Origin of the sequence: Nonomuraea ferruginea (assembly GCF_039540635.1) — a bacterium.
Taxonomy (GTDB): Bacteria; Actinomycetota; Actinomycetes; order Streptosporangiales; family Streptosporangiaceae; genus Nonomuraea; species Nonomuraea ferruginea.
The window spans coordinates 321311-342453 of sequence record NZ_BAABFD010000002.1 but is presented as its reverse complement, the minus strand read 5'-3'; the positions used below and the strand labels follow the sequence as shown (position 1 = coordinate 342453).

22 protein-coding genes are annotated in these 21143 nt (G+C 72.9%); 11 read left to right on the top strand and 11 right to left on the bottom strand.

Going from position 1 to position 21143, the window contains the following annotated elements; genetic code table 11:
* Window positions 1-55: 55 nt before the first annotated feature.
* Complete coding sequence (locus ABD999_RS04920; protein WP_219544325.1) at window positions 56-691, top strand: Lrp/AsnC family transcriptional regulator; 636 nt, start codon at window positions 56-58, stop codon at window positions 689-691.
* A gap of 3 nt (window positions 692-694) precedes the next feature.
* Here ABD999_RS04920 and ABD999_RS04915 read toward each other — a convergent pair whose 3' ends face one another.
* Entirely contained in the window at window positions 695-1036 is a 342-nt protein-coding gene (locus ABD999_RS04915) for an avidin-fold protein (RefSeq protein ID WP_261808604.1), read from the bottom strand.
* Window positions 1037-1207: 171 nt separating this feature from the next.
* Between ABD999_RS04915 and ABD999_RS04910 the strand changes: the two genes are divergently transcribed.
* Window positions 1208-1975 carry a bestrophin-like domain gene (locus tag ABD999_RS04910; protein WP_271276230.1) on the top strand — a complete coding sequence of 256 codons (768 nt, stop codon included), beginning with the start codon at window positions 1208-1210 and terminating at the stop codon, window positions 1973-1975.
* Window position 1976: 1 nt separating this feature from the next.
* Window positions 1977-2726: a hypothetical protein gene (locus ABD999_RS04905; protein ID WP_271276231.1), complete on the top strand. Its 750-nt coding sequence runs from the start codon at window positions 1977-1979 to the stop codon at window positions 2724-2726.
* A gap of 262 nt (window positions 2727-2988) precedes the next feature.
* Here the strand turns inward: ABD999_RS04905 and ABD999_RS04900 are convergent, their stop codons facing one another.
* The 4 genes from ABD999_RS04900 to ABD999_RS04885 all read right to left on the bottom strand — a co-directional run bounded on the left by ABD999_RS04900 (window position 2989) and on the right by ABD999_RS04885 (window position 6290).
* A complete protein-coding gene (locus ABD999_RS04900; protein ID WP_271276232.1) occupies window positions 2989-3816 on the bottom strand; it encodes an alpha/beta fold hydrolase in 828 nt (275 codons plus the stop codon).
* Between the two features lie 77 nt (window positions 3817-3893).
* Window positions 3894-4715, bottom strand: a complete 822-nt coding sequence (locus ABD999_RS04895; protein ID WP_148032058.1) for an MBL fold metallo-hydrolase — start codon at window positions 4713-4715, stop codon at window positions 3894-3896.
* A 109-nt stretch (window positions 4716-4824) separates the two neighbouring features.
* Window positions 4825-5475, bottom strand: coding sequence for a TetR/AcrR family transcriptional regulator (locus tag ABD999_RS04890; protein WP_271276233.1), 651 nt, complete (start codon window positions 5473-5475; stop codon window positions 4825-4827).
* The gene (locus tag ABD999_RS04885; protein ID WP_271276234.1) at window positions 5472-6290 is read right to left on the bottom strand and encodes a class I SAM-dependent methyltransferase; all 819 of its coding nucleotides are present in this window, start codon (window positions 6288-6290) and stop codon (window positions 5472-5474) included. Before ABD999_RS04885 ends, ABD999_RS04890 begins: the two co-directional genes overlap by 4 nt.
* Window positions 6291-6349: 59 nt before the next feature.
* On the opposite strand from ABD999_RS04885, the gene ABD999_RS04880 reads away from it, so the two are divergent.
* On the top strand, window positions 6350-7207 hold the full coding sequence (locus ABD999_RS04880) for an SMP-30/gluconolactonase/LRE family protein (RefSeq protein WP_271276235.1): 858 nt from the start codon (window positions 6350-6352) through the stop codon (window positions 7205-7207).
* A 9-nt stretch (window positions 7208-7216) separates the two neighbouring features.
* Here ABD999_RS04880 and ABD999_RS04875 read toward each other — a convergent pair whose 3' ends face one another.
* Window positions 7217-7765, bottom strand: coding sequence for a DUF305 domain-containing protein (locus ABD999_RS04875; RefSeq protein WP_271276236.1), 549 nt, complete (start codon window positions 7763-7765; stop codon window positions 7217-7219).
* Between the two features lie 86 nt (window positions 7766-7851).
* On the opposite strand from ABD999_RS04875, the gene ABD999_RS04870 reads away from it, so the two are divergent.
* From ABD999_RS04870 to ABD999_RS04855, 4 genes are all read left to right on the top strand, one after another.
* On the top strand, window positions 7852-8970 hold the full coding sequence (locus ABD999_RS04870) for an FAD-dependent oxidoreductase (RefSeq protein WP_333485697.1): 1119 nt from the start codon (window positions 7852-7854) through the stop codon (window positions 8968-8970).
* A gap of 141 nt (window positions 8971-9111) precedes the next feature.
* Window positions 9112-10122: a coiled-coil domain-containing protein gene (locus ABD999_RS04865; RefSeq protein WP_271276237.1), complete on the top strand. Its 1011-nt coding sequence runs from the start codon at window positions 9112-9114 to the stop codon at window positions 10120-10122.
* Between the two features lie 209 nt (window positions 10123-10331).
* Window positions 10332-10820, top strand: a complete 489-nt coding sequence (locus tag ABD999_RS04860) for a hypothetical protein (RefSeq protein WP_271276238.1) — start codon at window positions 10332-10334, stop codon at window positions 10818-10820.
* 174 nt (window positions 10821-10994) lie between these two features.
* Window positions 10995-13808, top strand: a complete 2814-nt coding sequence (locus ABD999_RS04855) for an AbfB domain-containing protein (RefSeq protein WP_271276239.1) — start codon at window positions 10995-10997, stop codon at window positions 13806-13808.
* A gap of 5 nt (window positions 13809-13813) precedes the next feature.
* Here ABD999_RS04855 and ABD999_RS04850 read toward each other — a convergent pair whose 3' ends face one another.
* From ABD999_RS04850 to ABD999_RS04835, 4 genes are all read right to left on the bottom strand, one after another.
* Entirely contained in the window at window positions 13814-14728 is a 915-nt protein-coding gene (locus ABD999_RS04850) for a pirin family protein (RefSeq protein ID WP_271276240.1), read from the bottom strand.
* Window positions 14725-15867 (bottom strand): MBL fold metallo-hydrolase, encoded by a 1143-nt coding sequence (locus ABD999_RS04845; RefSeq protein WP_148032050.1) that lies wholly within the window; start codon window positions 15865-15867, stop codon window positions 14725-14727. Before ABD999_RS04845 ends, ABD999_RS04850 begins: the two co-directional genes overlap by 4 nt.
* Window positions 15868-15992: 125 nt before the next feature.
* Window positions 15993-16655, bottom strand: a complete 663-nt coding sequence (locus ABD999_RS04840; RefSeq protein WP_271276241.1) for a DUF3152 domain-containing protein — start codon at window positions 16653-16655, stop codon at window positions 15993-15995.
* A 220-nt stretch (window positions 16656-16875) separates the two neighbouring features.
* Complete coding sequence (locus ABD999_RS04835) at window positions 16876-18174, bottom strand: NAD(P)/FAD-dependent oxidoreductase (protein WP_271276242.1); 1299 nt, start codon at window positions 18172-18174, stop codon at window positions 16876-16878.
* A gap of 34 nt (window positions 18175-18208) precedes the next feature.
* Between ABD999_RS04835 and ABD999_RS04830 the strand changes: the two genes are divergently transcribed.
* From ABD999_RS04830 to ABD999_RS04820, 3 genes are read left to right on the top strand one after another with little or no spacing between them, the layout of a single operon-like run.
* Entirely contained in the window at window positions 18209-19417 is a 1209-nt protein-coding gene (locus tag ABD999_RS04830) for a Tm-1-like ATP-binding domain-containing protein (RefSeq protein WP_271276243.1), read from the top strand.
* Entirely contained in the window at window positions 19414-20235 is an 822-nt protein-coding gene (locus ABD999_RS04825; protein WP_219544339.1) for a phosphoenolpyruvate hydrolase family protein, read from the top strand. Before ABD999_RS04830 ends, ABD999_RS04825 begins: the two co-directional genes overlap by 4 nt.
* Window positions 20235-20642, top strand: a complete 408-nt coding sequence (locus tag ABD999_RS04820; RefSeq protein WP_148032045.1) for a cupin domain-containing protein — start codon at window positions 20235-20237, stop codon at window positions 20640-20642. Before ABD999_RS04825 ends, ABD999_RS04820 begins: the two co-directional genes overlap by 1 nt.
* A 24-nt stretch (window positions 20643-20666) precedes the next feature.
* Here the strand turns inward: ABD999_RS04820 and ABD999_RS04815 are convergent, their stop codons facing one another.
* A complete protein-coding gene (locus ABD999_RS04815; RefSeq protein WP_148032044.1) occupies window positions 20667-21098 on the bottom strand; it encodes a type II toxin-antitoxin system PemK/MazF family toxin in 432 nt (143 codons plus the stop codon).
* Window positions 21099-21143: the final 45 nt, after the last annotated feature.

Here is a 21143-nt window from a genome sequence, read left to right as displayed (position 1 = left end):
TCTGTCCAGGTTCTGTGCGGTCACTGAGACGGATATAAATGAGTGCGAGGTAACAATGACTGAAATTTCCAGAAATGGTGGTACCGGGGGCACGCACCCTGGACGGATCGGCATCGGGCTCGACCTGGACTCCACCCATATGAAGATCCTTGAGGTCCTCCGCGAGAACGGCAGGATCTCGGTCGCGTCCCTGGCGGAGCGGGTCGGCATCTCCCGGGCGAACGCCTACACCCGTTTCGAGGCGCTGCGCGCGGAGGGCGCCATCAAGGGCTTCACCGCCGAGGTGGACCCGGTCAAGGCCGGACTGGGCATCACCGCGCTCATCTTCGTGACCGTCCGGCAGCAGATGTGGAAGCAGTTCAGGGCCGAGCTGGCGCGCATGCCGGAGGTCGAGTACTGCGCGATCACCACCGGGCAGCACGACGCGATGATCCTGGTCAGGGTGGCGGACGTGGCCGAGGTGCACGCCATGGTGACCGACCGGCTGGCCAACATCCCCGCGGTCAAGGCCACCGAGACCGTGTTCATCCTGGACGAGGTGCTCAAGCGGCCCTACGTGCTGCCGAGCGACCGCGAGCGGGCCCGCCCCGCCCGGCGGCCCGCCCCCGAGACGCCGGGGGACGTGCCGCTGGGCAAGATGCGCTTCGTGCAGGCCGCCGAGGGCAGGGCGGCGCTGCGCAAGGACACCTGACGGTCAGGCGACGACCTCGGTGCACACGCTCACGTGCGGCGTGTCGTCACCGGCGAACATGAACTCCTCCACCAGGCGCAGCCTGCCGTCCGACTCGTTCTCCACCCGGCTGTCGCTGCGTCCCGCCGCGGTGCCGCCCGCCACCAGCGCGTGCACGTACGAGATCGAGACCCGCTCGCCCTCCCGGGTGCCGACGAAGCGGCCGAGGGTCACCGTGTCGCCGGTGTAGCTGCCCCACACCAGGCCGTCCTCCTCCCAGTACTCGAACTCGGTGGGGCTGTCGGGGTCCACCTTGCTCGCGGTCGAGCTCACCATCACGAATTTGCGGCCGTTGAGTAGGTTCACGCGCTCCATCGTGGAGGCTGCGCGCCCGCGGCCGGGAACCGGCTGGACGGATGGCGCGACGGCGACCGGCTGGGCGGCGATCCGTCCAGCCGGGCCCGGCGAATCCTTGGCTATTCCGATCACATCGCTTAATGTGTTGGTCAAATCACCGTCGGTAACGAGGAGATCGTCATGGTGGCGTACGTGTTCTCGGTCATGGCGGCGGTTGCCCTGGTGGGGGCCGCCGCCTTCACGTTCCGGCTGGCGGGCAAGGGGAGTGACGACCGCGGCGCCGACGGGCCGTCGGCCGGGCACGCGGGGGCCATGCTCTCGGCGCTGTTCCTGCTGGTCTTCGCGATCGCCGTGATCGTCCCCTGGACCACCGCCGACGCGGCGAGACAGAACACCCAGGTCGAGAGCCGCGCCGTCGTCGACGCCTACTGGGCCGCCGCCGGGCTGCCGTCCGTCATGGTGGAGCCGATCCGCACCGGGTTGCGGGAGTACGCGACCTTTGTCGTGGAGGACGAGTGGCCGCGGATGGCCCGGGGTGAGCTCGACCCGATGGGCGGTGTCAGGCTCGACGAGCTGCGTTCCCGGATTATCGAGCTGACCTCGGACGACGACGACGAGCGGGAGGCCAGGACCACCACGCTCGGCCACCTCTCGGCCATCGGCGCGGCCCGCGCCCAGCGTGCCGCGGACGCCGCCGCCACCCCGCCGGCGGGCCTCCTGTCCCTCACGGTCCTGACCGGGCTGGCGGTGATCTTCTTCCCGTTCCTCGCGGGGGCCCGGCCGCGCGGGATCACGTTGCTGCCGCTGGCGGCGATGGCCGCCCTCCTGGGCTTCGGCACCTACCTGACCTGGGACATCGCCCGCGCCTTCGACGGCCCGCTGGCGGTCGGCCCGGAGGCCTTCACAGCGGCGCTGAACGAGTTCGCCCGCATCGCCGGAGGCGTCTGACATGCCACGTCCCCTGGCTCCCCTGCTGGTGGCGATCACCCTGCTGACCCTCTCCGCCTGCCTGCCCGCCGAGCCGGCGGCGCGCGGCAGCGGCCCCGCCCCACCGCTCGTCCGCCCCGTCGCGCCCTCGGATCTCCCGCCCGTGCGTGTCAGCCGTGTCGAGGGCGCGTCGTATCGCGCCGGGCGTTGGTCCGTGACAGGTGTACGTGCCGATCACGGCCCGCCGGACCCCGCCGAGCTGGGGGAGCGGGCGGAACGGCTGGCCAGGAACCTGTCCCGGCCGAGGTCCCGGACGCCGGATTCCCGGTTGTCGAAGCCCCGGCTGGCCGAGCCTCGGGTAATGAAACCCCGGGTGTCGAAACCCCGGGTCGAGCCGCCCGGGGTCTCCGTCGGGGAGGGCCGGGTGCCGGGGAAGCGGCGGCCGGGGCCGCTGGTGTCGGTGCCTGACGTGCGGGTGTACGGAGACGCCGTGTGCGTCGAGACCCCGCGCTCCCACGTCCACATCGGCAGATGCCGCGCCACCCCCGCCCCGGAGAGCACCTGGCACGCCTCCCAGGTGTCGCCGCCCGTCGTGACCCCCACCCCGACCCCCACGAAGGCCGAGCCCACCCCCACCTCCAACCTGAGGATCGTGGCCGCCCGCCCCGACCCACCAGGACGGCCCAACCCCCTCGCCACCGTCCTGCTGATGGCGGTGCTGACCACCGTGATCGCCTCAGCCACCGCCGTCGCCTTCGGCGCCGTCAAATAACCACCCACAACCGGCCTGACCGCCGGTCGCCCTCGACACAGGCAAAGGAGCCGGCCCGCCGGCATCAGACGTCCACTGCCCGCCCGGCCGGGTGAACCCCGCGCTGATCCAAGCCGGGCAAGCTCCGCCCGACTACCCGATCAGGTGAGTGCCGCTCGCTGGTCCAGGCCGGGTGGGTGTCCCGGTCGGGTGGGTGCTGTCCCGCCCTCAGTCACTCACCCCGACCACCCCGGTCGGGTGAGTGCCGCTCGGTGATTGCGGGTCAGCTGGTCGGTGCGTGGTCGTTTCGGTGGTGGGTCGCAAGGGGTGGCGTGATCGTTGCCAGGAAGGGCAGCAGGGCCTCGGCGGTCTGGTCGGGCATCTCGGCGTGCGGGTAGTGGCCCGCGCCGTCGATCACGCGTACGGTGGCCGGTCCGCCGAGCTTGGCCGCGGTGCGGGCGGCGTCGCCGGCGGGGTCGGGGAAGTCGGCGTCTTTGCCGCCCATCACCAGCAGGGACGGCTGGGTGACCTCGGCGTACCGGTTCTCCACCCCGGACAGGGAGAGCGCGATCTGCGCGCGCAACGGGACCATGCCGCCGGGCGCGCGCAGGGCCGCCTTCAGCTCCGCCAGGTACGCGTCGAAGTCGTCCGGCCGGGCCGAGGGGTAGCTCGTACGCAGGAACATCCCCCAAAGCCCGGCGTTCCTGCCGACGAGCCAGGACGCCGCCCGCATCCACGCCTTGACCCTCGTCTCACCGGAGAACGTGCCGATGAGCCCGAGGCCGGAGACGGACTCCGGCGACTCGGCCGCCGCCCAGACCGCCGACGAGCAGCCGATCGAGTGGCCGATGACCGTCGCCAGGCCGCCCAACCGGCGGATGAGGGCGAGCACGTCGGAGCCGATCGCGTCCACCCCGTACCCGGGCCAGCCGGTGCCGGAGGCGCCGTAGCCGCGCACGTCCATGGCCGCGACCCGATGGCCGGCCAGCCGGGGGATCAGGTGGCGGAAGGTGCGGTGGGTGTCGCCCATGCCGTGGACCAGCACCACCAGCGGGCCCTCGCCGCTGACCCGGTACGCGATCCGGCCGCCGGGAACGTCCAGCGATTCCATAGTTCACCGCTCCAATCAGAGAGCACCGATCTCCATTGAGTGCAGTGAACCACGCGCACGGCGTGAAGGCAAGGGGCTCAGACGCTGGAACGGCGCCCGGTCAGCTGGAGGCTCTGGCCCCGTTCCAGATAGACCACGCGATCGTCCAGGCCGCAGCTCAGCATGTGCTGCTTGAAGTCGCTCAGCGGCGAGGCGAACGCCGCGTAGTCGTCGAAGTGGACCGGCACCACGGTGGTGGGATCGACGAGGTCGACGTAGCGGGAGCCCTGCTCGCCGTCCATCGTGACCGTCATCAGGCCGAGCAGCTTCGTGCCGCCCAGGTGCACGACCGCCACGTCGACGTCGGGGAAGCGGATCGGGATCGACTCCAGCCGCCGGTCCATCAGCGTGTCGCCGCTGATGAGCAGCCGCAGGTCGGGCAGCCCTTCCGAGTCGCAGAACTCCAGCATGCTCCCCATGACGGGAGGCAGCAGCGTCTCGGCGGAGCCGGGCGCGTGGCGGGCCGGCAGCGCGGTGATCGTCACCGACCCGCCGGGGCCGCGCAGCTCGTGCTGCTGCCAGATGGACAGGCCCGTCGTCCGCTTGAACCCCTGCCGGCCCAGCCGCCGCGCCGCGTGCCGGGTCGTCACGATCTCCGTGTCCCGGTCCAGGCCCTTGCGGGTCACCCGGTCCCAGTGGTCGCCGTGCATGTGCGACAGCACCACCGCGTCCAGCGGCGGCAGCTCGTCGATCCGCAGCGCGGGCTCGGTCAGGCGCTTGGTCGTCAGCCCGTAGCCGAGGTAGGCGCGCTGGCCGCGGTGCAGGAAGTTCGGGTCGGTGAGCAGGTTGAAACCGTTGTAGCGGATGAGCGTGGTGGCGTTCCCGATGAACAGCAGGCTCCCCCGGCCGGTGGCGGGCATGGCGTCCTCATCTCCTGCGGGTGGAACGGTCGGGCAGGACTTTTGTCCCTTTTCGTCCAGTAAATGACCCCATGCCACCGATTGCTGACGCCAAACCCGCCCGTACGGTTCAGCCAGGGGCGATGCCACTCAGGCACGTCGCCACCAGGCGGTCGGTGAAGCCGGGCGGGACCCGGATCTCGCCGGCCGGGGTGCCGGTGAACAGGTGCGGCAGGATGAGCTCGTGGCAGGCCCCGACCACCATGGTCGCCGCGGCCTCGGCGTCGGCCCGCGCGGCGACCTTGCCCGCCGCCTGCCCCGCCCGCAGATAACGCGTCAGCGCCCCCCGCAAACCGTCCGGCCCCTCGGCGTGCCCTCGGAGGAGGCCGGGGCCGCCGCCGAGCTCGGCGAAGCGGGCCAGGACGCCCGGCTGGGCCAGGAGGCCGGCGAAGGCGGGCAGGATCGCCAGGTGCAGCGCCACCCCGTAGTCGACGTACGCCCGCAGACCGGTCTCCAGGTCACCCTCGCCGGAGCCGTCCGGCAGCGCGGGGAGGCCGCGCTCCACCGTCCGGACGTGCGCCAGCAGCGCCCGTGCGATCAGCTCCTCCTTGTCGGCGAAGTGGTTGTACAGCACCCCGTCGGCGACCCCCGCCTCCTTGGCGATGGCCCGCACGGTCAGCCCCGCCGCGCCGTGCCGGGCGATCAGCCGCTCGGCCGTCGCGATGAGGTGCGCGGGCAACGACTCACTGCCGGGGACGGCTGCCGCTTTACGAGGGCTCATGCCCGTACGCCCGATATCAGGTTGGCGTAGCCGCGCAGCCGTACCGCGCCCGCTCGCTCGTACGGGCGCAGGGCCGGCGCGAGCGCGGCCGTGGCGCGCTCGGCGGAGGCGGGATCGGCGAGGGAGAGCCGGTAGCGGATCGGCCCCCACCCGGCGAGGAACGCGGCCGCGTCCTCCGTGTCGCGCCCCCACACCTGGTCGGCCTCCACCGGGGTCACCTCCACATCGGTGAAGCCCGCGGCGGTGAACACCTCCTGGACGCGGGCGGGGTCGGCGAGCGAGGCGGGGGAGGTGCCGTCGGGTGACTCGGGCGGCGGCGGCAGGTGGGCCGCCATGGCGCCGAGCACCGTGACCAGCTCCGGTATGTCGCGCAGGCTGAGGAACGCCACCCGCCCGCCGGGCGCCAGCGCGCTCCCGATGTTGCGGAAGGCGGCCACCGGATCGGCGAAGAACATGATGCCGAACCGGCTGACAGCCAGGTCGTAAGCGCCTTCGCCGAAGTCGTGCACCTGGGCGTCGCCCTGGGTGAAGGTCACGTTGCCGACCCCCTCGGCGGCGGCCAGCTCGCGGGCCTTGGCGAGCATGGGCGCCGACAGGTCGAGCCCGGTCGCCTCCCGGCCCCGCCGCGCCGCCAGCCTGGTGAGCTGGCCGGCGCCGCACCCGACGTCGAGCACCCGGTCGCCGTCGCGCACGAAACGGAGGAGGTGCTCGTTGTAGACGCCGTTCATGGCGTCGTAGCGGTCGTGGTGGCCGGCCCAGTGGGCGCCCTCGTAGCCGTTCCACGCCTCGGCCTGGTGAGTGTTGACGATCGCCATACCAACTCCTGGATGAACATGCGTTCATGAACGTGCATTCATGATGTTAGCATGCCCGCATGGCGATCTCCGCACATCCCGTGACAGAACCCGTCGCCCACCACGGCGAGGGCCCCGCGTGGCACCCGCGCTGGGGCGGCCTGCGCTGGGTGGACATGCTGGCCGGCGACCTGCTCGCGCTCGACGCGCAGGGGCGCGTGCGGCGCAGGCACGCCGGATCGCTGGCCGCCGTCATCAGGCCGCGCGCGGGCGGCGGGTTCCTCGTCGCCGCCGAACGTGAGTTGCTGCTCGCCGACGCCGACGACCTCCACGCGCCGCTCCGCTCGCTGGGCGAGGCGTGGCAGGACCCGTCCGTGCGGATGAACGAGGGCGGCTGCGACCCCGACGGCCGCTTCTACATCGGCTCCATGGCCTGGGACGAGACCCCGGGCAAGGGCTCCCTGTACGTGGCCGCGCCCGACGGGTCGCTGACCGTGGTGCTGTCCGGGGTGGGCATCTCCAACGGCCTCGACTTCAGCCCTTCCGGAGACCGCGCCTACTACGCCGACACCATGACCGGCCGGGTGGACGTCCTCGACTACGACCGTGAGCACGGGCTCACCGCGCGCCGCCCGTTCGTCACCGTGGACCGGGGCAAACCCGACGGGCTGACCGTCGACGCCGAGGGCGGCGTGTGGGTGGCGCTCTTCGACGGCGGCGCCGTGCACCGCTACGCGCCCGACGGCACCCTCGACGCGGTGGTCGAGCTGCCGGTGCGGAAGGTCACCGCGGTGACGTTCGGCGGCGACGGCCTGGACCGCCTGTTCATCACCACCTCCGCGGTCGGCGTCGACCGCGCGGAGCAGCCCCTCGCGGGCGCCCTGTTCACGGCCGATCCGGGAGTACGGGGCCGTCCCGTCCTGGAGACGACCCTCTGACCTCTTCCGTCACTCCACGGCGGACAACGCCTTCAGCTGCTCGGTGCGCGTCCGTTCGAGGTCGGCGGCCATGGCCAGGGCTCGCGGGTCCGCGCCCGAGTCCCGCTCGCCGCGGGTCACCTTGACCGACTGGTCCAGGTGCGCGCGCACGCTCTCCAGGAACAGCCGGTCGAACGCCTTCCCCCGGGCTCCGCGCATGGCGTCGAGCCAGGCCGCCGTCGCCATGCCGGGCATGTCGTGCCCCTCGTGCGCGTTCACGTCCGGCAGCCCCGCCGCGGCGCGCAGCTCGCGCAGCCGGTCCAGTTCGTCGCGGTGCGCCTCGGCCAGCGACGCCGCCAGCTCCCGCACCTCCGGCGTGGAACCGCGCCGGACGCCCAGGTCCAGCATCGGGAGCGCGCGCCCGGCCATCGGGATCATGAGCTGCAGCCACGCGGCGTCGGTGCCGTTGAACCCGCTCGCCGACGCCACGGGGGCGGGCGGGGGAGGGTGCCCTCCCGGGCCGCACGAGGTGATCAGGAACGCGGCGAGCAGGGCCGCGCACGCCGGGGGACACCGCATGGACTCTCCTGACGACGACGGGCGTGAGAGCGCTCTCTCAGCGTAGACGACCAGCGGGGAAGAGCCGGCTCGCGCGGATGGTTGGCATGGACATGGACGAGGTCGACGTGGTGGTGATCGGCGCCGGGCAGGCGGGGCTGTCCAGCGCCTACTTCCTGCGCCGGTTCGGCCACGACCCGCTGGTCCTGGACGCGGACGACGGGCCCGGCGGCGCGTGGCGGCACCGCTCGCCCACGCTCACCATGGACAAGGTCCACGGCGTCTTCGACCTGCCCGGTGTCCGGCGCGACCCGGCCCGCGACGGCGACGACCGGCCCGCCGCATCCGTCGTGCCCGCCTACTACGCCGCCTACGAGCGGGAGCTCGGCCTGGACGTGCGCCGCCCCGCCAAGGTGACCGCCGTCGAGCCGGGCCCCGCCGACCGCCTCCTGATCACCGCCCGCCTCGGCACCGCGACGACCTCCGGCATTGATGCGGCGTCGTCCCGTACCGGGGAGGTCGTCGCAGGGTGGGCCGCGCGGGCCGTAGTCAATGCCACCGGCACGTGGACGCGCCCGTACTGGCCCTACTATCCGGGCGCCGCGGATTTCCGCGGCCGGCAGCTGCACTACGTCTCCTATCGCGGGCCCGCCGAGTTCGCCGGGCTGCGGGTGGTCGTGGTGGGCGGCGGCCACTCGGCCGCGCACGTGCTGGCGGAGCTGGCGGGGGTCGCACGGGAGACGTTCTGGGTGACGCGCCGGCCGCCCGACCTGCGGGGCGACGACTTCGGCGAGCAGGCCAGGCGCGAGGCGGTGGCCCAGGTCGAGGCCCGGGTCCGCGCCGGCCTGCCGCCGCGGAGCGTGGTCAGCGTGACCGGCCTCGGCGCCACCCCCGTCGTCCGGCAGGCGCTGGAGGCGGGCGCGCTGCGCCGGTGGCCGATGTTCGAGCGGATCACCCCCGGCGGCGTGGTCTGGCCCGGCGGACGGTACGAGGAAGCCGACGTGATCGTCTGGGCCACCGGCTTCCGGTCGGCCCTGGACCACCTGGCGCCGCTCCGGCTGAGGGAGCCCGGCGGCGGCATCAAGGTCGACGGCACCCGCGCGGTCCGGGAGCCTCGCCTGCACCTGGTCGGATACGGGCCCTCCGCGAGCACGATCGGCGCCAACCGGGCCGGCCGGGAGGTGGCCCGCGCGGTCGACCGGCTCCTCACCCGAGCCGCCGCCTGAGCACCGCTTCTGATGCGGATAAATCATGATTGGCCACAGGTGAGCGAAAGATCCCCTACTATTTGCCTCGATAGTGGGCGCGACCGGCCCGTGCAGTCCAGGCCCGGAAACGCGTCCTGCACCACGTGGCGAAGGAGAAGCGTGGCCGTTGCGTCCTCCGCCGGCAGGCGGCGCGGCCTCCTCCGAGTTCTGGGCACGACGGCCCTCCTGACGGCACTCTGCCCGGGCCTGACCGCGGCGGTCCCGCTGACGGCGCTCGCGGACCCGAAGCCCTCGGTCAAGAAGCTGGAGAAGGAGCTGGCCGCACTCCAGAAGGAGTCCGACAAGCTGATCGAGGACTACTACCACGGCCGCCGGGAGCAGCAGCAGGCGGAGAAGGCCGAGAAGGCCGCCCGTGAGAAGCTGGCCGGATCCCAGGAGGTGTTCGACCGGCACGCCACCGAGCTGCGCGCCATGGCGATCACCCAGTACATGACCGGCGGGTCCGAGAACATGGCGCTGCTCACCGGCGTCGAGGACCGGGGCGGCCTGATCCGCAGACTGGCGCTCACCCGGCACCTCGCCGACGAGCAGCACGCCAAGCTGTCGGGCTTCGCCCGGGTGCGCGACGGCCACCGGCAGGCCAAGGAGGAGGCGGAGGCCCGCGCCGACGAGCTGGACGCCACCGTGAAGGACCTCGCCGGCCGGCGCGAGAAGGCCGAAGCCACGATCGAGAAGATCAGGGACAAGATCGACCAGCTGCACAAGGCGCCCGGCCGCCGCTCCGACGGCACGTTCGTGCCGCAGCTCCCCGACGGGTCCGACAACGTCACCCCGCGCATGCGGCTGGTCAAGTCGCTCATCGAGCGACGCTTCGGGACGGGGCCGGGCATCGGCTGCTACCGGCCCATCCAGGACGGTGGCGAGCACCCCCTGGGCCGCGCCTGCGACTTCATGCTCAGCCGGGGCGGCGCCTTCCCCTCGCCGGCCGAGGTCCAGCGCGGCCACGCGATCGCCGAGTGGGCCATCAAGAACGCCCGGCGCCTCGGCATCATGTACATCATCTACCGGCAGCGGATCTGGCACGTCAGGACGGGTTCCTGGCGCGTGATGACCGACCGCGGCGGCACCACGGCCAACCACTACGACCACCCGCACATCTCGGTCTACTAGCCGCGCTTTCCTCGCCGTCGAAGCCGGGACGGCCGGGAAAACGCGGTAAGTCAGCGCTTGCAACCACGGATACAGTGCGCTGCAGGCGCGCGGCATCGCACGAGCAAGCGTCCGGCAGGCGGTCGGCCTTATCAAGGTGGTGCACACCCCGACAGCACACGGGGCCCCCGGGAGAAGCCCGGGGAGCACTCATCCCTCAAGGAGAAGTCATGCGCCGCTCGCTTCGCACCGTTCTCACGCTCGCCGCCGCCTCCGCCGCCACCGCCGTGGTCATGGGCGCTCCGGCCGCCGCCTCGACAGACCCGCAGCCCCTGATCATGAACCCGCCGACGCAGAACTGGGGTTCCTACTACTCCAGCAACTTCAAGGCCAAGGCCAAGGGCACCGTCAAGGCCAACTGGAACCCGGCCCACACCAAGAACGACGTCCGGATCAAGGGCAAGCTGTACGACCTCGACTTCCGCACCCTGCAGCAGGGCGGCAAGTGCGCGTTCGTGCAGATCCGGGTCCACCACCTCTACCAGCCGAACTGGAAGTGGGACGAGGCCGGGGCCTACAAGCTGTGCAACGCCGGCCACGTGAAGAACTTCACGTTCTGGAAGCACAACGTGGACAAGGTCCGCATCCGCGTCAGCCAGATCGGCTACTACAGCAACAACCTCACCAAGCGGGGCGCCTGGCACCAGGTCACCATCTGATCAGACGACCGCGACGAAGAAGGCCCGCTCGCCCGAGCGGGCCTTCTTCTATGACCGGGGGTGCCGTGGCGCGCACCAAGGTGTACGTATACGTCATGTCGGCTCTGCCGGCCCGGCTGTCGCCCGGGGTGACCATCCGATCCGGCCGTCTCCCACCCCCCAACGGAGATATCCATGAAGACCCGCCATCGCGCCAGGGCGTGCGCGCTCGTGCTCGCCCTCCTCGCCGGGCTGCCGCTCGCCGCCCAGCCCGCCCACGCGGCGCCGGCCAAGCCGCCGCCGCTGTCGACCCCGTGGACGAGCCAGGCCCTCGTCGGCACGCCCTTACCGGAGTACCCCCGCCCGCAGATGATCCGGCCCGACTGGCTGAACCTCAACGGCGAGTGGCAGCTGAGGCAGTCGGCGACCGACGGCGCGCCGCAGTTCGGCGTCACCCTGCCGGAGCGCGTCAACGTCCCGTTCGCGGTCGAGTCCGCCCTGTCGGGCGTGATGCGGCCCGCCGGCGACGACCGCCACTACCTCTTCTACCGCCGGACGTTCACGGTCCCGCCCGCCTGGCAGGGCCGCCGGGTGCAGCTGCACTTCGGCGCGGTCGACTGGGAGGCGTCGGTCTGGGTCAACGGCCGGGCGATGGGCAGCCACCGGGGCGGCTACGACCGCTTCGAGTTCGACATCACCGACGCGCTCGACGGCGGCACGAACGAGCTGATCGTCAAGGTGTACGACCCGACCGACTCCGGCCACAACGGCAGCCACCCGGTCATCGGCAAACAGACCCGCGACCCGTCGGCCATCTTCTACACGCCCGTGTCCGGCATCTGGCAGACCGTGTGGCTGGAGCCGACGCCCCCGTCGTCCATCTCCAGCGTCGACACGTACCCCAGCCTGAGTGACAACACGCTCCGGGTGCGCGTGTTCACGCGCGGGAACGTCAGCGGGCACTCCGTGCTCGCCGAAGCCCTGGACGGCACCACCGTCGTCGGCACCGCCACCGGCGCGTTCACCGAGTTCCGCGTGCCCGTGCCGAACGCCCGCCGATGGACGCCCGACGACCCGTTCCTGTACGACCTGCGGATCTCGCTGCGCGACGGCGCCGGGCGGACCGTCGACCGGACCACGCACTACTTCGGCATGCGCGAGGTCGGCAAGCGGCTCGTCAACGGGGTGCTGCGGCCCACGCTCAACGGCGAGTTCGTCTACCACCTCGGCACGCTCGACCAGGGCTACTGGCCGGACGGCCTCTACACCGCGCCCACGGACGCGGCGCTCGCCTTCGACCTGCAGAAGCACAAGGAGCTCGGCTTCACCATGGTGCGCAAGCACATCAAGGTCGAGCCCCAGCGGTGGTACTACCACGCCGACCGGCTCGGCCTGCTGGTGTGGCAGGACATCCCGTCGATGCAGGCGTCCAACAGGAACATCACCCCCGCGCACGCGCAGCAGTTCGAGACCGAGGCGCGGGAGATCGTCGACGAGCACCGCAGCTCACCCGCGGTCGTCGCCTACGTCCCGTTCAACGAGGGCTGGGGCGAGTGGAACCTCGCCGACACCCGGCGCGTCATCCAGAACGTCAAGAACCAGGACCCGACCCGCCTGGTCAACGGGCACAGCGGGTTCAACTGCTGCAACTCGCTGGGCGACCCGGGCAACGGCGACATGATCGACTGGCACGTGTACACGGGCCCGGACGCTCCCGCGCCCTCCTCCACCCGCGTCTCGATCCTGGGTGAGTTCGGCGGCCTCGGCTTGCGCACGCCGGGTCACGAGTACAGCCCGCACGGCGGCTTCTTCGCCTACGAGCACCTGACCAGCGGCGCGCAGCTCGGCGACCGCTACACCGGCATGGTCCGCGACCTGCGGGAGCTGGTCACCAAGAAGGGCCTGAGCGGGTCCGTCTACACCGAGATCACCGACCTGGAAGGCGAGTACAACGGCCTGATGACCTACGACCGCCGGGTGCAGAAGGTCGACACGAACCAGGTGCGCGCCGCCCACCGGGACCTCCTGGCCGCCGCCGCGAACGAGAACGCGACGCCGCGGCTGACGGCCGGCCACGTGCGCTCGTTCCGCGTGACGACCCCCGGCCACACCGGCCGCTACCTGCGGCACGCCGACTCCGTCGCGCGCACCGACGTGATCACTACGACGAGCCCCGACCTCGCCCGCAGGGACGCGTCGTTCCGCGCCGTGCCCGGCCTGGCCGACGCCCGTTGCCACTCGTTCGAGTCGGTCAACCTCCCCGGCCGCTACCTGCGGCACGCGAACTCGGTGGTGCGGCTCGACGCGAGCACCGGCGGGTCGTTCGCCTCGGACGCCACCTGGTGCGCGCGCCCCGGCCGGACCGGCACGGGCGCCTCGTTCGAATCGCTGAACTTCCCTGGGGCGTTCCTGCGGCACCATTCGGACAACGTCTACCTGGCCAGGCCGAGCGGCCCCAACCCCTTCGACGGCGGCGCCGCCTTCGACGCCGACGCCACCTGGGACGTCAGCGCCCCCGCCCTGTGGCGCAGCTCCGCCGACCTCCCCGTGGACGCGCGCCGGTCGCTGCAGGTGCGGACCTGGGGCTTCACCGACCGCTACCTGCGGCACGCCGACAGCCTGGCGTCCACCGCGGTGGTCAACTCCGGCAGCGGCGCGCTGCTGAAGAACGACGCCACGTGGACCATCCGCCGCGGGCTCGCCGACTCCAGCTGCTACGCCTTCGAGTCGGTCAACTACCCGGGACGGTTCCTCCGCCACGCGAGCTCGCGCGTGCGCATGGACGCGAACGACGGAAGCGCGCTGTTCGCCCAGGACGCGACCTGGTGCGCCCGGCCCGGCCTGCAGGGCGACGGCGTGACCCTCGAATCGATCAACTATCCGGGCTCGTACCTGCGGCACTACCAAGCGGAGGTGTGGTCGGCGAACGGCACGGGAACCGCGTGGAACCGCCCGCAGACGCTGACGGCCGACAGCACGTGGCAGCTGGCCGCGCCGTGGGCCCCGTGAACGGCCTAGCGAACCCGGCCCCTGGCCTTGAGCCGCGTGCCGGGCAGCACGGGAGCGGGCAGCGGCGCGCCGTCGTAGCCGCGCACCGTGCCGAACCCGTCGCCCTCCATCCACTCCTTGCGGAAGGCGGTGATCTCGTCGTGGCTCCGGCCGACGAAGTTCCACCACATGACGATCTCCTCGGCGAACGGCTCGCCGCCGACGAGCAGCACCCGCCCGGCGCCGCTCAGCCGCACGACCTCGCGGCCCGGCGGCACGTACAGCAGCGGCCCCGGCGGCAGCGCGGCGACCTCGCCGTCGAGCAGCAGCAGCCCGTGCTCGTACGCGGGATCGAGCGGCACCTCGGCGTCACCGTCGACCGCGATCTCCGCCCCCACGAGCGGGCTGTACGCGGTCGCCGGCGAGCGGATCCCGCCCAGCGCGCCCATGAACACGGTGGCCGCGTAGCCGGGCCCTGACAGCACGGGCAGCACGGCGTGGTGCTCGAAGGCGGGCGCGACCTCCCGGTGCCCGCCGGGCAGCGCCACCCACAGCTGCACCCCGTGCAGCGTGCCCAGCCGCGACTCCTCGGAGTGGGAGATGCCGCGCCCGGCCGTCATGAGGTTGAGACTGCCGGGCCGGATCGCCTGGAGGCTGCCCAGGCTGTCGCGGTGCAGCACCTCGCCGGCCACCAGCCAGCTCACGGTCTGCAGGCCGGTGTGCGGGTGCGGCGCGACCCGCATCTCCGCCTGCTCCGGGCCGTAGGCGTCGACGAAGCACCAGGCGCCGATCATGCGCCGGTGCACGTGGGGGAGTGTCCGCGTGACGGTCATGGCACGCGGGCCGCCGAGCGGCACCGCGCGCCCTTCCAGCGTCTCGCCGCCCGCGCCGCCGCCGGGGCCGCAGAGGATCTCGGAGGGGTCCGGTTCCAGGTTGCTCACCCCCCGACTGTACGGGCCGGGCCCAGCATCTCCCACCAGGTGTCGACGGCGGGGAGGTCGGCGGTGTCGACGGCCTCACCGGGCCTGGGCACCACGAACGGCACGTCACGTGCCTTGGCCTCGTGCCAGAGCCGGTCGACCGGCTCGGCCCACGGGTGCGGCGCCAGCGTGAACGTCGCCCAGTGCACCGGCAGCATCAGCCTCCCGCCGAGGTCGACGGTGGCCGTCACCGCCTCCTCAGGGGTCATGTGGATGTCCGGCCAGGACGGGCTGTAGGCGCCGATCGGCATGATCGTCAGGTCGAACGGCCCGTGGGCGGCGCCGATGCCCCGATAGCCCTGGAAGTATCCCGAGTCGCCCGCGTAGAAGACCCGCCTGGCGGCCCCGGCCACCACCCACGACCCCCACAGCGTGTCGTTGCGGGTGAACGACCGGCCGGAGAAGTGGCGGGCGGCGGTGGCCGTGAACCGCAGCCCGGCCACCTCCGCCTCCTCGTCCCAGTCGAGCTCGATGATCCGGTACGCCGGCACGCCCCAGAGCTCCAGGTGGGCGCCGATGCCCAGAGGGACCAGGAACGGCGCCTTCTGGGTGTGGGTGAGCGCGCGCACCGTGGCCATGTCGAGATGGTCGTAGTGGTCGTGCGAGATCACCACGGCGTCCACCTGGGGCAGCCCGCCGATCGGCACCGGCACCGGATGATGCCGCTTCGGCCCGACCAGCTGCGACGGAGACGGCCGCCGGCTCCACACCGGGTCGAGCAGCACCCGCCTGCCCTCGATCTCCACCAGCGTCGAGGCATGCCCGTACCAGGTCGCGCGCAGCCCGCCGGCAGCGGGCTCACCGGACGGCGGCGCCAGCACCGGGACGGGGCCGGGCGGCCGGCGCAGCTCCTTGTTCCTGAGCAGCCCGGCGATCGCGCCGACCGGCGGCGCGGTCATCAACGTGACCGGTTCCGGCATCCGGTTGAAGAAGACACCGTCACGGAACTGCGGCGAGCGCCGCATCCTGCCCGCTCGGACCGGCCCGGAGCCCAGGGGCCGCAGCCCCAGCTCCGCGGGCACCCGGCGCAGCGCCCAGCCCGCGGCCGCCAGAACCGCGCCACCCGCCAGCACGCGCCGTGCCGTCCGGAAACCCGCCATGCTCACACCCCCTGGAAAACGTCCTCCCGCGTCAACCCGGCGGGAGAGCCCCGATGTTCCCTATCGGTACGATAGATCGCGGAAGATCGGAGCGCGCCGACCGCACCGCCGCCGTGCTCTCCACGTCAACGCTCCGCGCGGCCACGCTCCGGGTGCGGCCACGGGTTCGGGCGGCAGCCGTGCAACGACTTCGACTGCTGCGCCATCACCGGCGCGAGCCGGCCGCGTCTCGGGCATCTGGCGTGGCGGTGGCCGAGCGCGTGCCCCACCTCGTGGTTGATCAGATAGCGGCGGTAGGCGGCCAGGTCGCCGCCGTACTGCGGGACGCCCTCGGCCCAGCGGCGCGCGTTGATGACCGAGCGGGAGCCGTTCCAGCAGGACAGGTCGCCGCTGGTGCGCAGCGGCACGCACTCGCGGTCGGTGAGCCGCGGGCTGGACAGCGCGACCCGCAACCGCACCGGCGGCCCGTCCACCCGCCGGAACCGGCCCCAGCCGCGCGGGTCGTTGAGCGTCCGGTGCACCTCCGCCGCGAACGCCCGCGTCCCGAACGGCAGCCCCCGCTCGACCTCCACCAGGTAGCGGATCACCTTCCCACGCCCCCGCCTCGCCATCGCGCCGCCCGGGACCACCTCGTACCTCCCCGACGCCCGCCGCGGCACCTCGGGCTCCGCACGCGGCGGCGCGCTCGGCGGCGGCGCGCTCGTCCCCGGAGGAGACGGCGGAGGCTTCGACGGGACCGACACGGCACACCCCGCCACCACGACGAGCAGCACCACCAACGCGCGCAACGACGCCTCCCCACGACCACACGCGGGGGATGTCACAGATCGTACCCACGACGTCACCCCCCTTACCGGCGACCGACAGCCATCAGGGAACCCGGCTGCGCCGGCACCGGTGAAGACGGAGACCAGCGACCCTGCAGCCTTGTCAGAGGGCCCAGGTCAGCGGCCCGACTGTCCTGTCAGAGGACCGAGGCGACGACGCGGCTGGGCTGGTGGTCGGAGGTCAGGGGAGTCGGGGGTGGTATGGGCGGAGGTTGAGGGGTGGTTCCTCGCCCAGTGCCAGTCCGGCCGCTACCCGTCCGGTGAAGGGGCCCGCTGTCAGGCCGTACGCGCCCAGGCCTGTAGCCACGATCACCCGGTCGTTCACCGGTCCGATGAGCGGCGGGCCCGGTGCGTGCACCGGCCGTAACCCCACCCTGGTCTCCGTCACCGTCGCCTCGGAGAGGCCGGGCGCCACCCGGAGGCCCGCACGCAGCACCTCGTCCAGGCCGCCCATGGTGACCCGCGGCGCGAACCCCGCGTCCTCGATCGTCGCCCCCACCACCACCCGCGAGCCCGGGAACCCCAGCAGGTACGGCCCGACGTGGGGCAGCACGATCGGCCACCGCGAGGTGTCCACGCCCTCCAGCGTCACGTGCACGATCTGCCCCCGGCGCGGGAACACCGGCAGCTCCACCCCGAGCCCCCGGCACACCTCCCCGCTCCACGCACCGGCGGCCACGATCACCACGTCGGCCTCGACCAGCGTCCCCTCACCGCCCGCCCCCGGCTCGTCCCCGTACGGTGAGCGGGGTTCGTGCGGGGCGCCTGCGGCGGCGTCGCGGGTGGCCCCGGACGGAGACGCCTCGGACGCCGGATGCGTTCCGTGGGCGGAAGGCGGGCCTTGGGGGGAACCCGGGGTGGCCTGACGCCAGGATTCCCGGTCGGCCGGAGCCCCGGGCAACCCCGTGACGCGCCCGTGGGAGTCCGCCTCACGGACCGCACGCACCAGCACCCCGCCGTCCGAGGTGAGCGTCGCCGTGCCCGTACGCAGCTCCGCCCCCTGACGGAGGGCCGCGCGCAGGAGGGCGTCCCGCACCGCCCGCCCGTCCACGCGCGCCGCGCCCGGCACCAGGAGCGCGCTCAGGTCCTCCGCCAGGGGAGGGAACAGGACGGACGGCGCCGCCACGTCCACCACGTCCCCCATCTCCGGCGCCTCCGCGTGCCGCCGGGCCAGCAGGGCGCGCACCGGCTCCAGGTCGGAGGGCTCGCCGGCGACCAGGAGCGCGCCCACCCGCGCGTACCCCAGGGACTCGCCGAGTGACGACACCAGCCCCGGGTAGCGGCGGGCGCCCTCACGGGTCAGCCGGTACCAGTCCTCGTCGTCCGGATGGTCCACCCACGGGCACACGATCCCGGCCCCCGCCTGGGTGGCCTGCCCCGGGTACGCCCCGTCCACCACCGTCACCGGCACGCCGCGCCCGCTCAGCCGGTGAGCCGCGGCGGCCCCGACGATGCCACTCCCGATGACCACGACACGCATGCCCCCATGATCCCATCCGGGTTAACGTCGGAGGATGACAGTCGTACTCATCGGCACCCTCGACACCAAGGGCGAGGAATACGGATGGCTGCGCGACCGGCTGACCGAGCTGGGCCAGGAAGTCGTGGTGATCGACGCGGGCACCGGAGACCCGGGCGTGCCGTACCCCGTCGACCACCCGAACGACCGGGTCGCGGCCGCCGCCGGCGCCGACCTGGAAGCCCTGCGCGCGGCCGGCGACCGGGGGGCGACGGTCACCGCGATGGGCGAGGGCGCGGCGGCGGTGCTGGGGGAGCTGCACGCGGCGGGGCGGGTCTCCGCCGTCCTGGCCGTGGGCGGCAGCGGTGGTTCGTCGATCGCCGCGAGGGCCGTCCGCGACCTGCCGATCGGCCTGCCCAAGCTGATCGTCTCCACCATGGCGTCCGGCGACGTGTCCCCGTACGTGGGAGCGAAGGACGTCACGCTCATGTACAGCGTCGTCGACATCGCGGGCGTCAACCGGCTGTCCCGGGCGATCCTCGGCAACGCCGCCGCCGCGGCCGCCGGGATGGCCGCCGCCTACCGGGAGCAGCGGGCCGCCGAGGGCGACCGGCCGCTCGTCGGGGCCACCATGTTCGGGGTGACCACGCCCGCCGTCGACGCCGCCCGCGAGCGGCTGCGCGAGCTCGGGTACGAGGTGCTGGTGTTCCACGCCACCGGGGCCGGCGGCCGGGCGATGGAAGGGCTCGCCGCAAGCGGCATGCTCGCCGGGGTGCTCGACCTGACCACCACCGAGCTGGCCGACGACCTGGTGGGAGGCGTGCTGTCGGCCGGGCCCGACCGGCTGACCGCCGCCGGACGGCACGGCGTGCCGCAGGTGGTCGCGCCCGGAGCCCTCGACATGGTCAACTTCGGGCCGCGCGACACCGTCCCCGAGCGGTTCGGCCGCCGCAACCTGTACGTGCACAACCCCACGGTGACCCTCATGCGCACCACCCCGGAGGAGATGGCCGAGCTGGGCCGCAGGGTGGCGGCCAAGCTGGCCGGGGCGAGCGGGCCGGCCGAGCTGTTCGTGCCGCTCAAGGGGGTGTCCGCGCTCGACGCCGAGGGCATGCCCTTCCACGACCCGGAGGCGGACGGGGCCTGCTTCGCCGCCCTGGCGTCCTTCCCCTCGACCGTGCGGCTCGACCTGCACATCAACGACCCGGAGTTCGGGCGGGCGATGGCCGACCGGCTCCACGAGATGATCGGAGGCAAGCGGTGAACCGGCAGACAGTGCTCGAACGGCTCCACGCGACCGTCGCGGAGGGCAGGCCGGTGATCGGCGCGGGCGCGGGCACCGGGCTGTCCGCCAAGTGCGCGGAGTCCGGCGGCGTCGACCTGATCATCATCTACAACTCCGGCCGCTACCGGATGGCCGGGCGCGGCTCGCTCGCCGGGCTGCTCCCGTACGGCGACGCCAACCAGATCGTGGTCGAGATGGCCGCCGAGGTGCTGCCCGTGGTGAAGGACACCCCGGTGCTGGCCGGGGTCTGCGGCACCGACCCGTTCCGGGTCATGCCGCGCTTCCTCGACCAGCTCAAGGCCATGGGGTTCGCCGGCGTGCAGAACTTCCCGACGGTCGGTCTGTACGACGGCGTGTTCCGGCAGAACCTGGAGGAGACCGGCATGGGGTACGACCTCGAGGTCGAGATGGTCAGGCTGGCGCGCGAGCGGGAGCTGGTGACGGCGCCGTACGTGTTCGACGAGGACCAGGCGCGGGCCATGACCGAGGCCGGGGCCGACGTGCTCGTGCCGCATGTCGGGCTGACCACCAAGGGCAGCATCGGCGCCGGCACCTCGCTCACCCTCGACGAGGCCGTGACCCGCGTGCAGGCGATGCGCGACGCGGCCGTCGCCGTCCGGCCCGACGTCCTCGTCCTGTGTCACGGCGGGCCGATCGCCGAGCCGCAGGACGCCCAGCACGTGCTCGCGCGCACCAAGGGCGTGGCCGGCTTCTTCGGCGCGTCCTCCGTCGAGCGCCTGCCCACCGAGCGGGCCATCACCGAGCAGGTCGCCGCCTTCAAGAACCTGGAGATCTGATGCTCATCAATCCCGACGCGGTCCCGACGATGACGTTCGGCTGGGGCTCGATCAAGTGGTTCGTCACTCCGTCGGCGATCGCCGGCGCGGGCAGCACCCTGGGCGAGGTCATCGTCAACCCCGGCATGGGCCACGCCCGCCACAACCACCCGGACGCCGAGGAGGTCCTGTACGTGATCTCCGGCGAGGCCCGGCAGATGGTCGGCGACGGCGAGGAGTTCCCGATCCGCGAGGGCGACGCCGTGCACATCCCGGCAGGCGTCTACCATTCGACGTTCAACACCACCTGGCGCCCGCTCCGCCTGATCGTCACCTACACGCCGGGCGGCGAGGAGAAGGCCCTGGAAGCCGCCCCCGACTTCCACCTCCACCAGGCGGGGGACATCCCCGCCTGGCGCCCCGCCTGACCGCCGCGGGACACACCGCGGGACTCACCGTCCCGCGGCCCACCCGTACGTCCTCATCAGCAGCGCGGCCAGCCGCGTGAACCGGTCGGCGTCGAGCACCGCGCCCTCGCGCCGGATGTCGTCCTCGTCCAGCTCGAACACCCGGTCCAGCCGGACGTACGAGGTCTTGCCGTCGCGGCCCCAGGCGCCCAGTTCGTACCAGTCGGGCCCGTCGTCGCCCCGGCTGGACAGCATCATGCCCAGCAGCCTGCGCCCGCTCCGGCCCACGACGAGCAGCGGCCGGTCCTTGCCCCGCGACGGGTCCTCCTCGTACGGCACCCAGGCCCACACGATCTCGCCAGGATCGGCGAGCCCGTCGAGGTCGGGCGAGTAGGCCAGCGTGGCGGCCTCCCGCAGGGACCGCACCTCCCGCACGGCGCCCCTGACGGGCCGCGGGTCCTCTCCGATATCACGCACCCGCGGATTCTACGGGCCGCCCCGCCCACCCGGCACCCGCGGTCA

Excerpts from the sequence above, each read along its gene's own strand:
- ABD999_RS04920 (WP_219544325.1), top strand. The coding sequence starts at position 56 with ATGACTGAAATTTCCAGAAATGGTGGTACCGGGGGCACGCACCCTGGA.
- ABD999_RS04910 (WP_271276230.1), top strand. The coding sequence starts at position 1,208 with ATGGTGGCGTACGTGTTCTCGGTCATGGCGGCGGTTGCCCTGGTGGGG.
- ABD999_RS04905 (WP_271276231.1), top strand. The coding sequence starts at position 1,977 with ATGCCACGTCCCCTGGCTCCCCTGCTGGTGGCGATCACCCTGCTGACC.
- ABD999_RS04900 (WP_271276232.1), bottom strand. The coding sequence starts at position 3,816 with ATGGAATCGCTGGACGTTCCCGGCGGCCGGATCGCGTACCGGGTCAGC.
- ABD999_RS04895 (WP_148032058.1), bottom strand. The coding sequence starts at position 4,715 with ATGCCCGCCACCGGCCGGGGGAGCCTGCTGTTCATCGGGAACGCCACC.
- ABD999_RS04890 (WP_271276233.1), bottom strand. The coding sequence starts at position 5,475 with ATGAGCCCTCGTAAAGCGGCAGCCGTCCCCGGCAGTGAGTCGTTGCCC.
- ABD999_RS04885 (WP_271276234.1), bottom strand. The coding sequence starts at position 6,290 with ATGGCGATCGTCAACACTCACCAGGCCGAGGCGTGGAACGGCTACGAG.
- ABD999_RS04880 (WP_271276235.1), top strand. The coding sequence starts at position 6,350 with ATGGCGATCTCCGCACATCCCGTGACAGAACCCGTCGCCCACCACGGC.
- ABD999_RS04875 (WP_271276236.1), bottom strand. The coding sequence starts at position 7,765 with ATGCGGTGTCCCCCGGCGTGCGCGGCCCTGCTCGCCGCGTTCCTGATC.
- ABD999_RS04870 (WP_333485697.1), top strand. The coding sequence starts at position 7,852 with ATGGACATGGACGAGGTCGACGTGGTGGTGATCGGCGCCGGGCAGGCG.
- ABD999_RS04860 (WP_271276238.1), top strand. The coding sequence starts at position 10,332 with ATGCGCCGCTCGCTTCGCACCGTTCTCACGCTCGCCGCCGCCTCCGCC.
- ABD999_RS04855 (WP_271276239.1), top strand. The coding sequence starts at position 10,995 with ATGAAGACCCGCCATCGCGCCAGGGCGTGCGCGCTCGTGCTCGCCCTC.
- ABD999_RS04845 (WP_148032050.1), bottom strand. The coding sequence starts at position 15,867 with ATGGCGGGTTTCCGGACGGCACGGCGCGTGCTGGCGGGTGGCGCGGTT.
- ABD999_RS04835 (WP_271276242.1), bottom strand. The coding sequence starts at position 18,174 with ATGCGTGTCGTGGTCATCGGGAGTGGCATCGTCGGGGCCGCCGCGGCT.
- ABD999_RS04830 (WP_271276243.1), top strand. The coding sequence starts at position 18,209 with ATGACAGTCGTACTCATCGGCACCCTCGACACCAAGGGCGAGGAATAC.
- ABD999_RS04820 (WP_148032045.1), top strand. The coding sequence starts at position 20,235 with ATGCTCATCAATCCCGACGCGGTCCCGACGATGACGTTCGGCTGGGGC.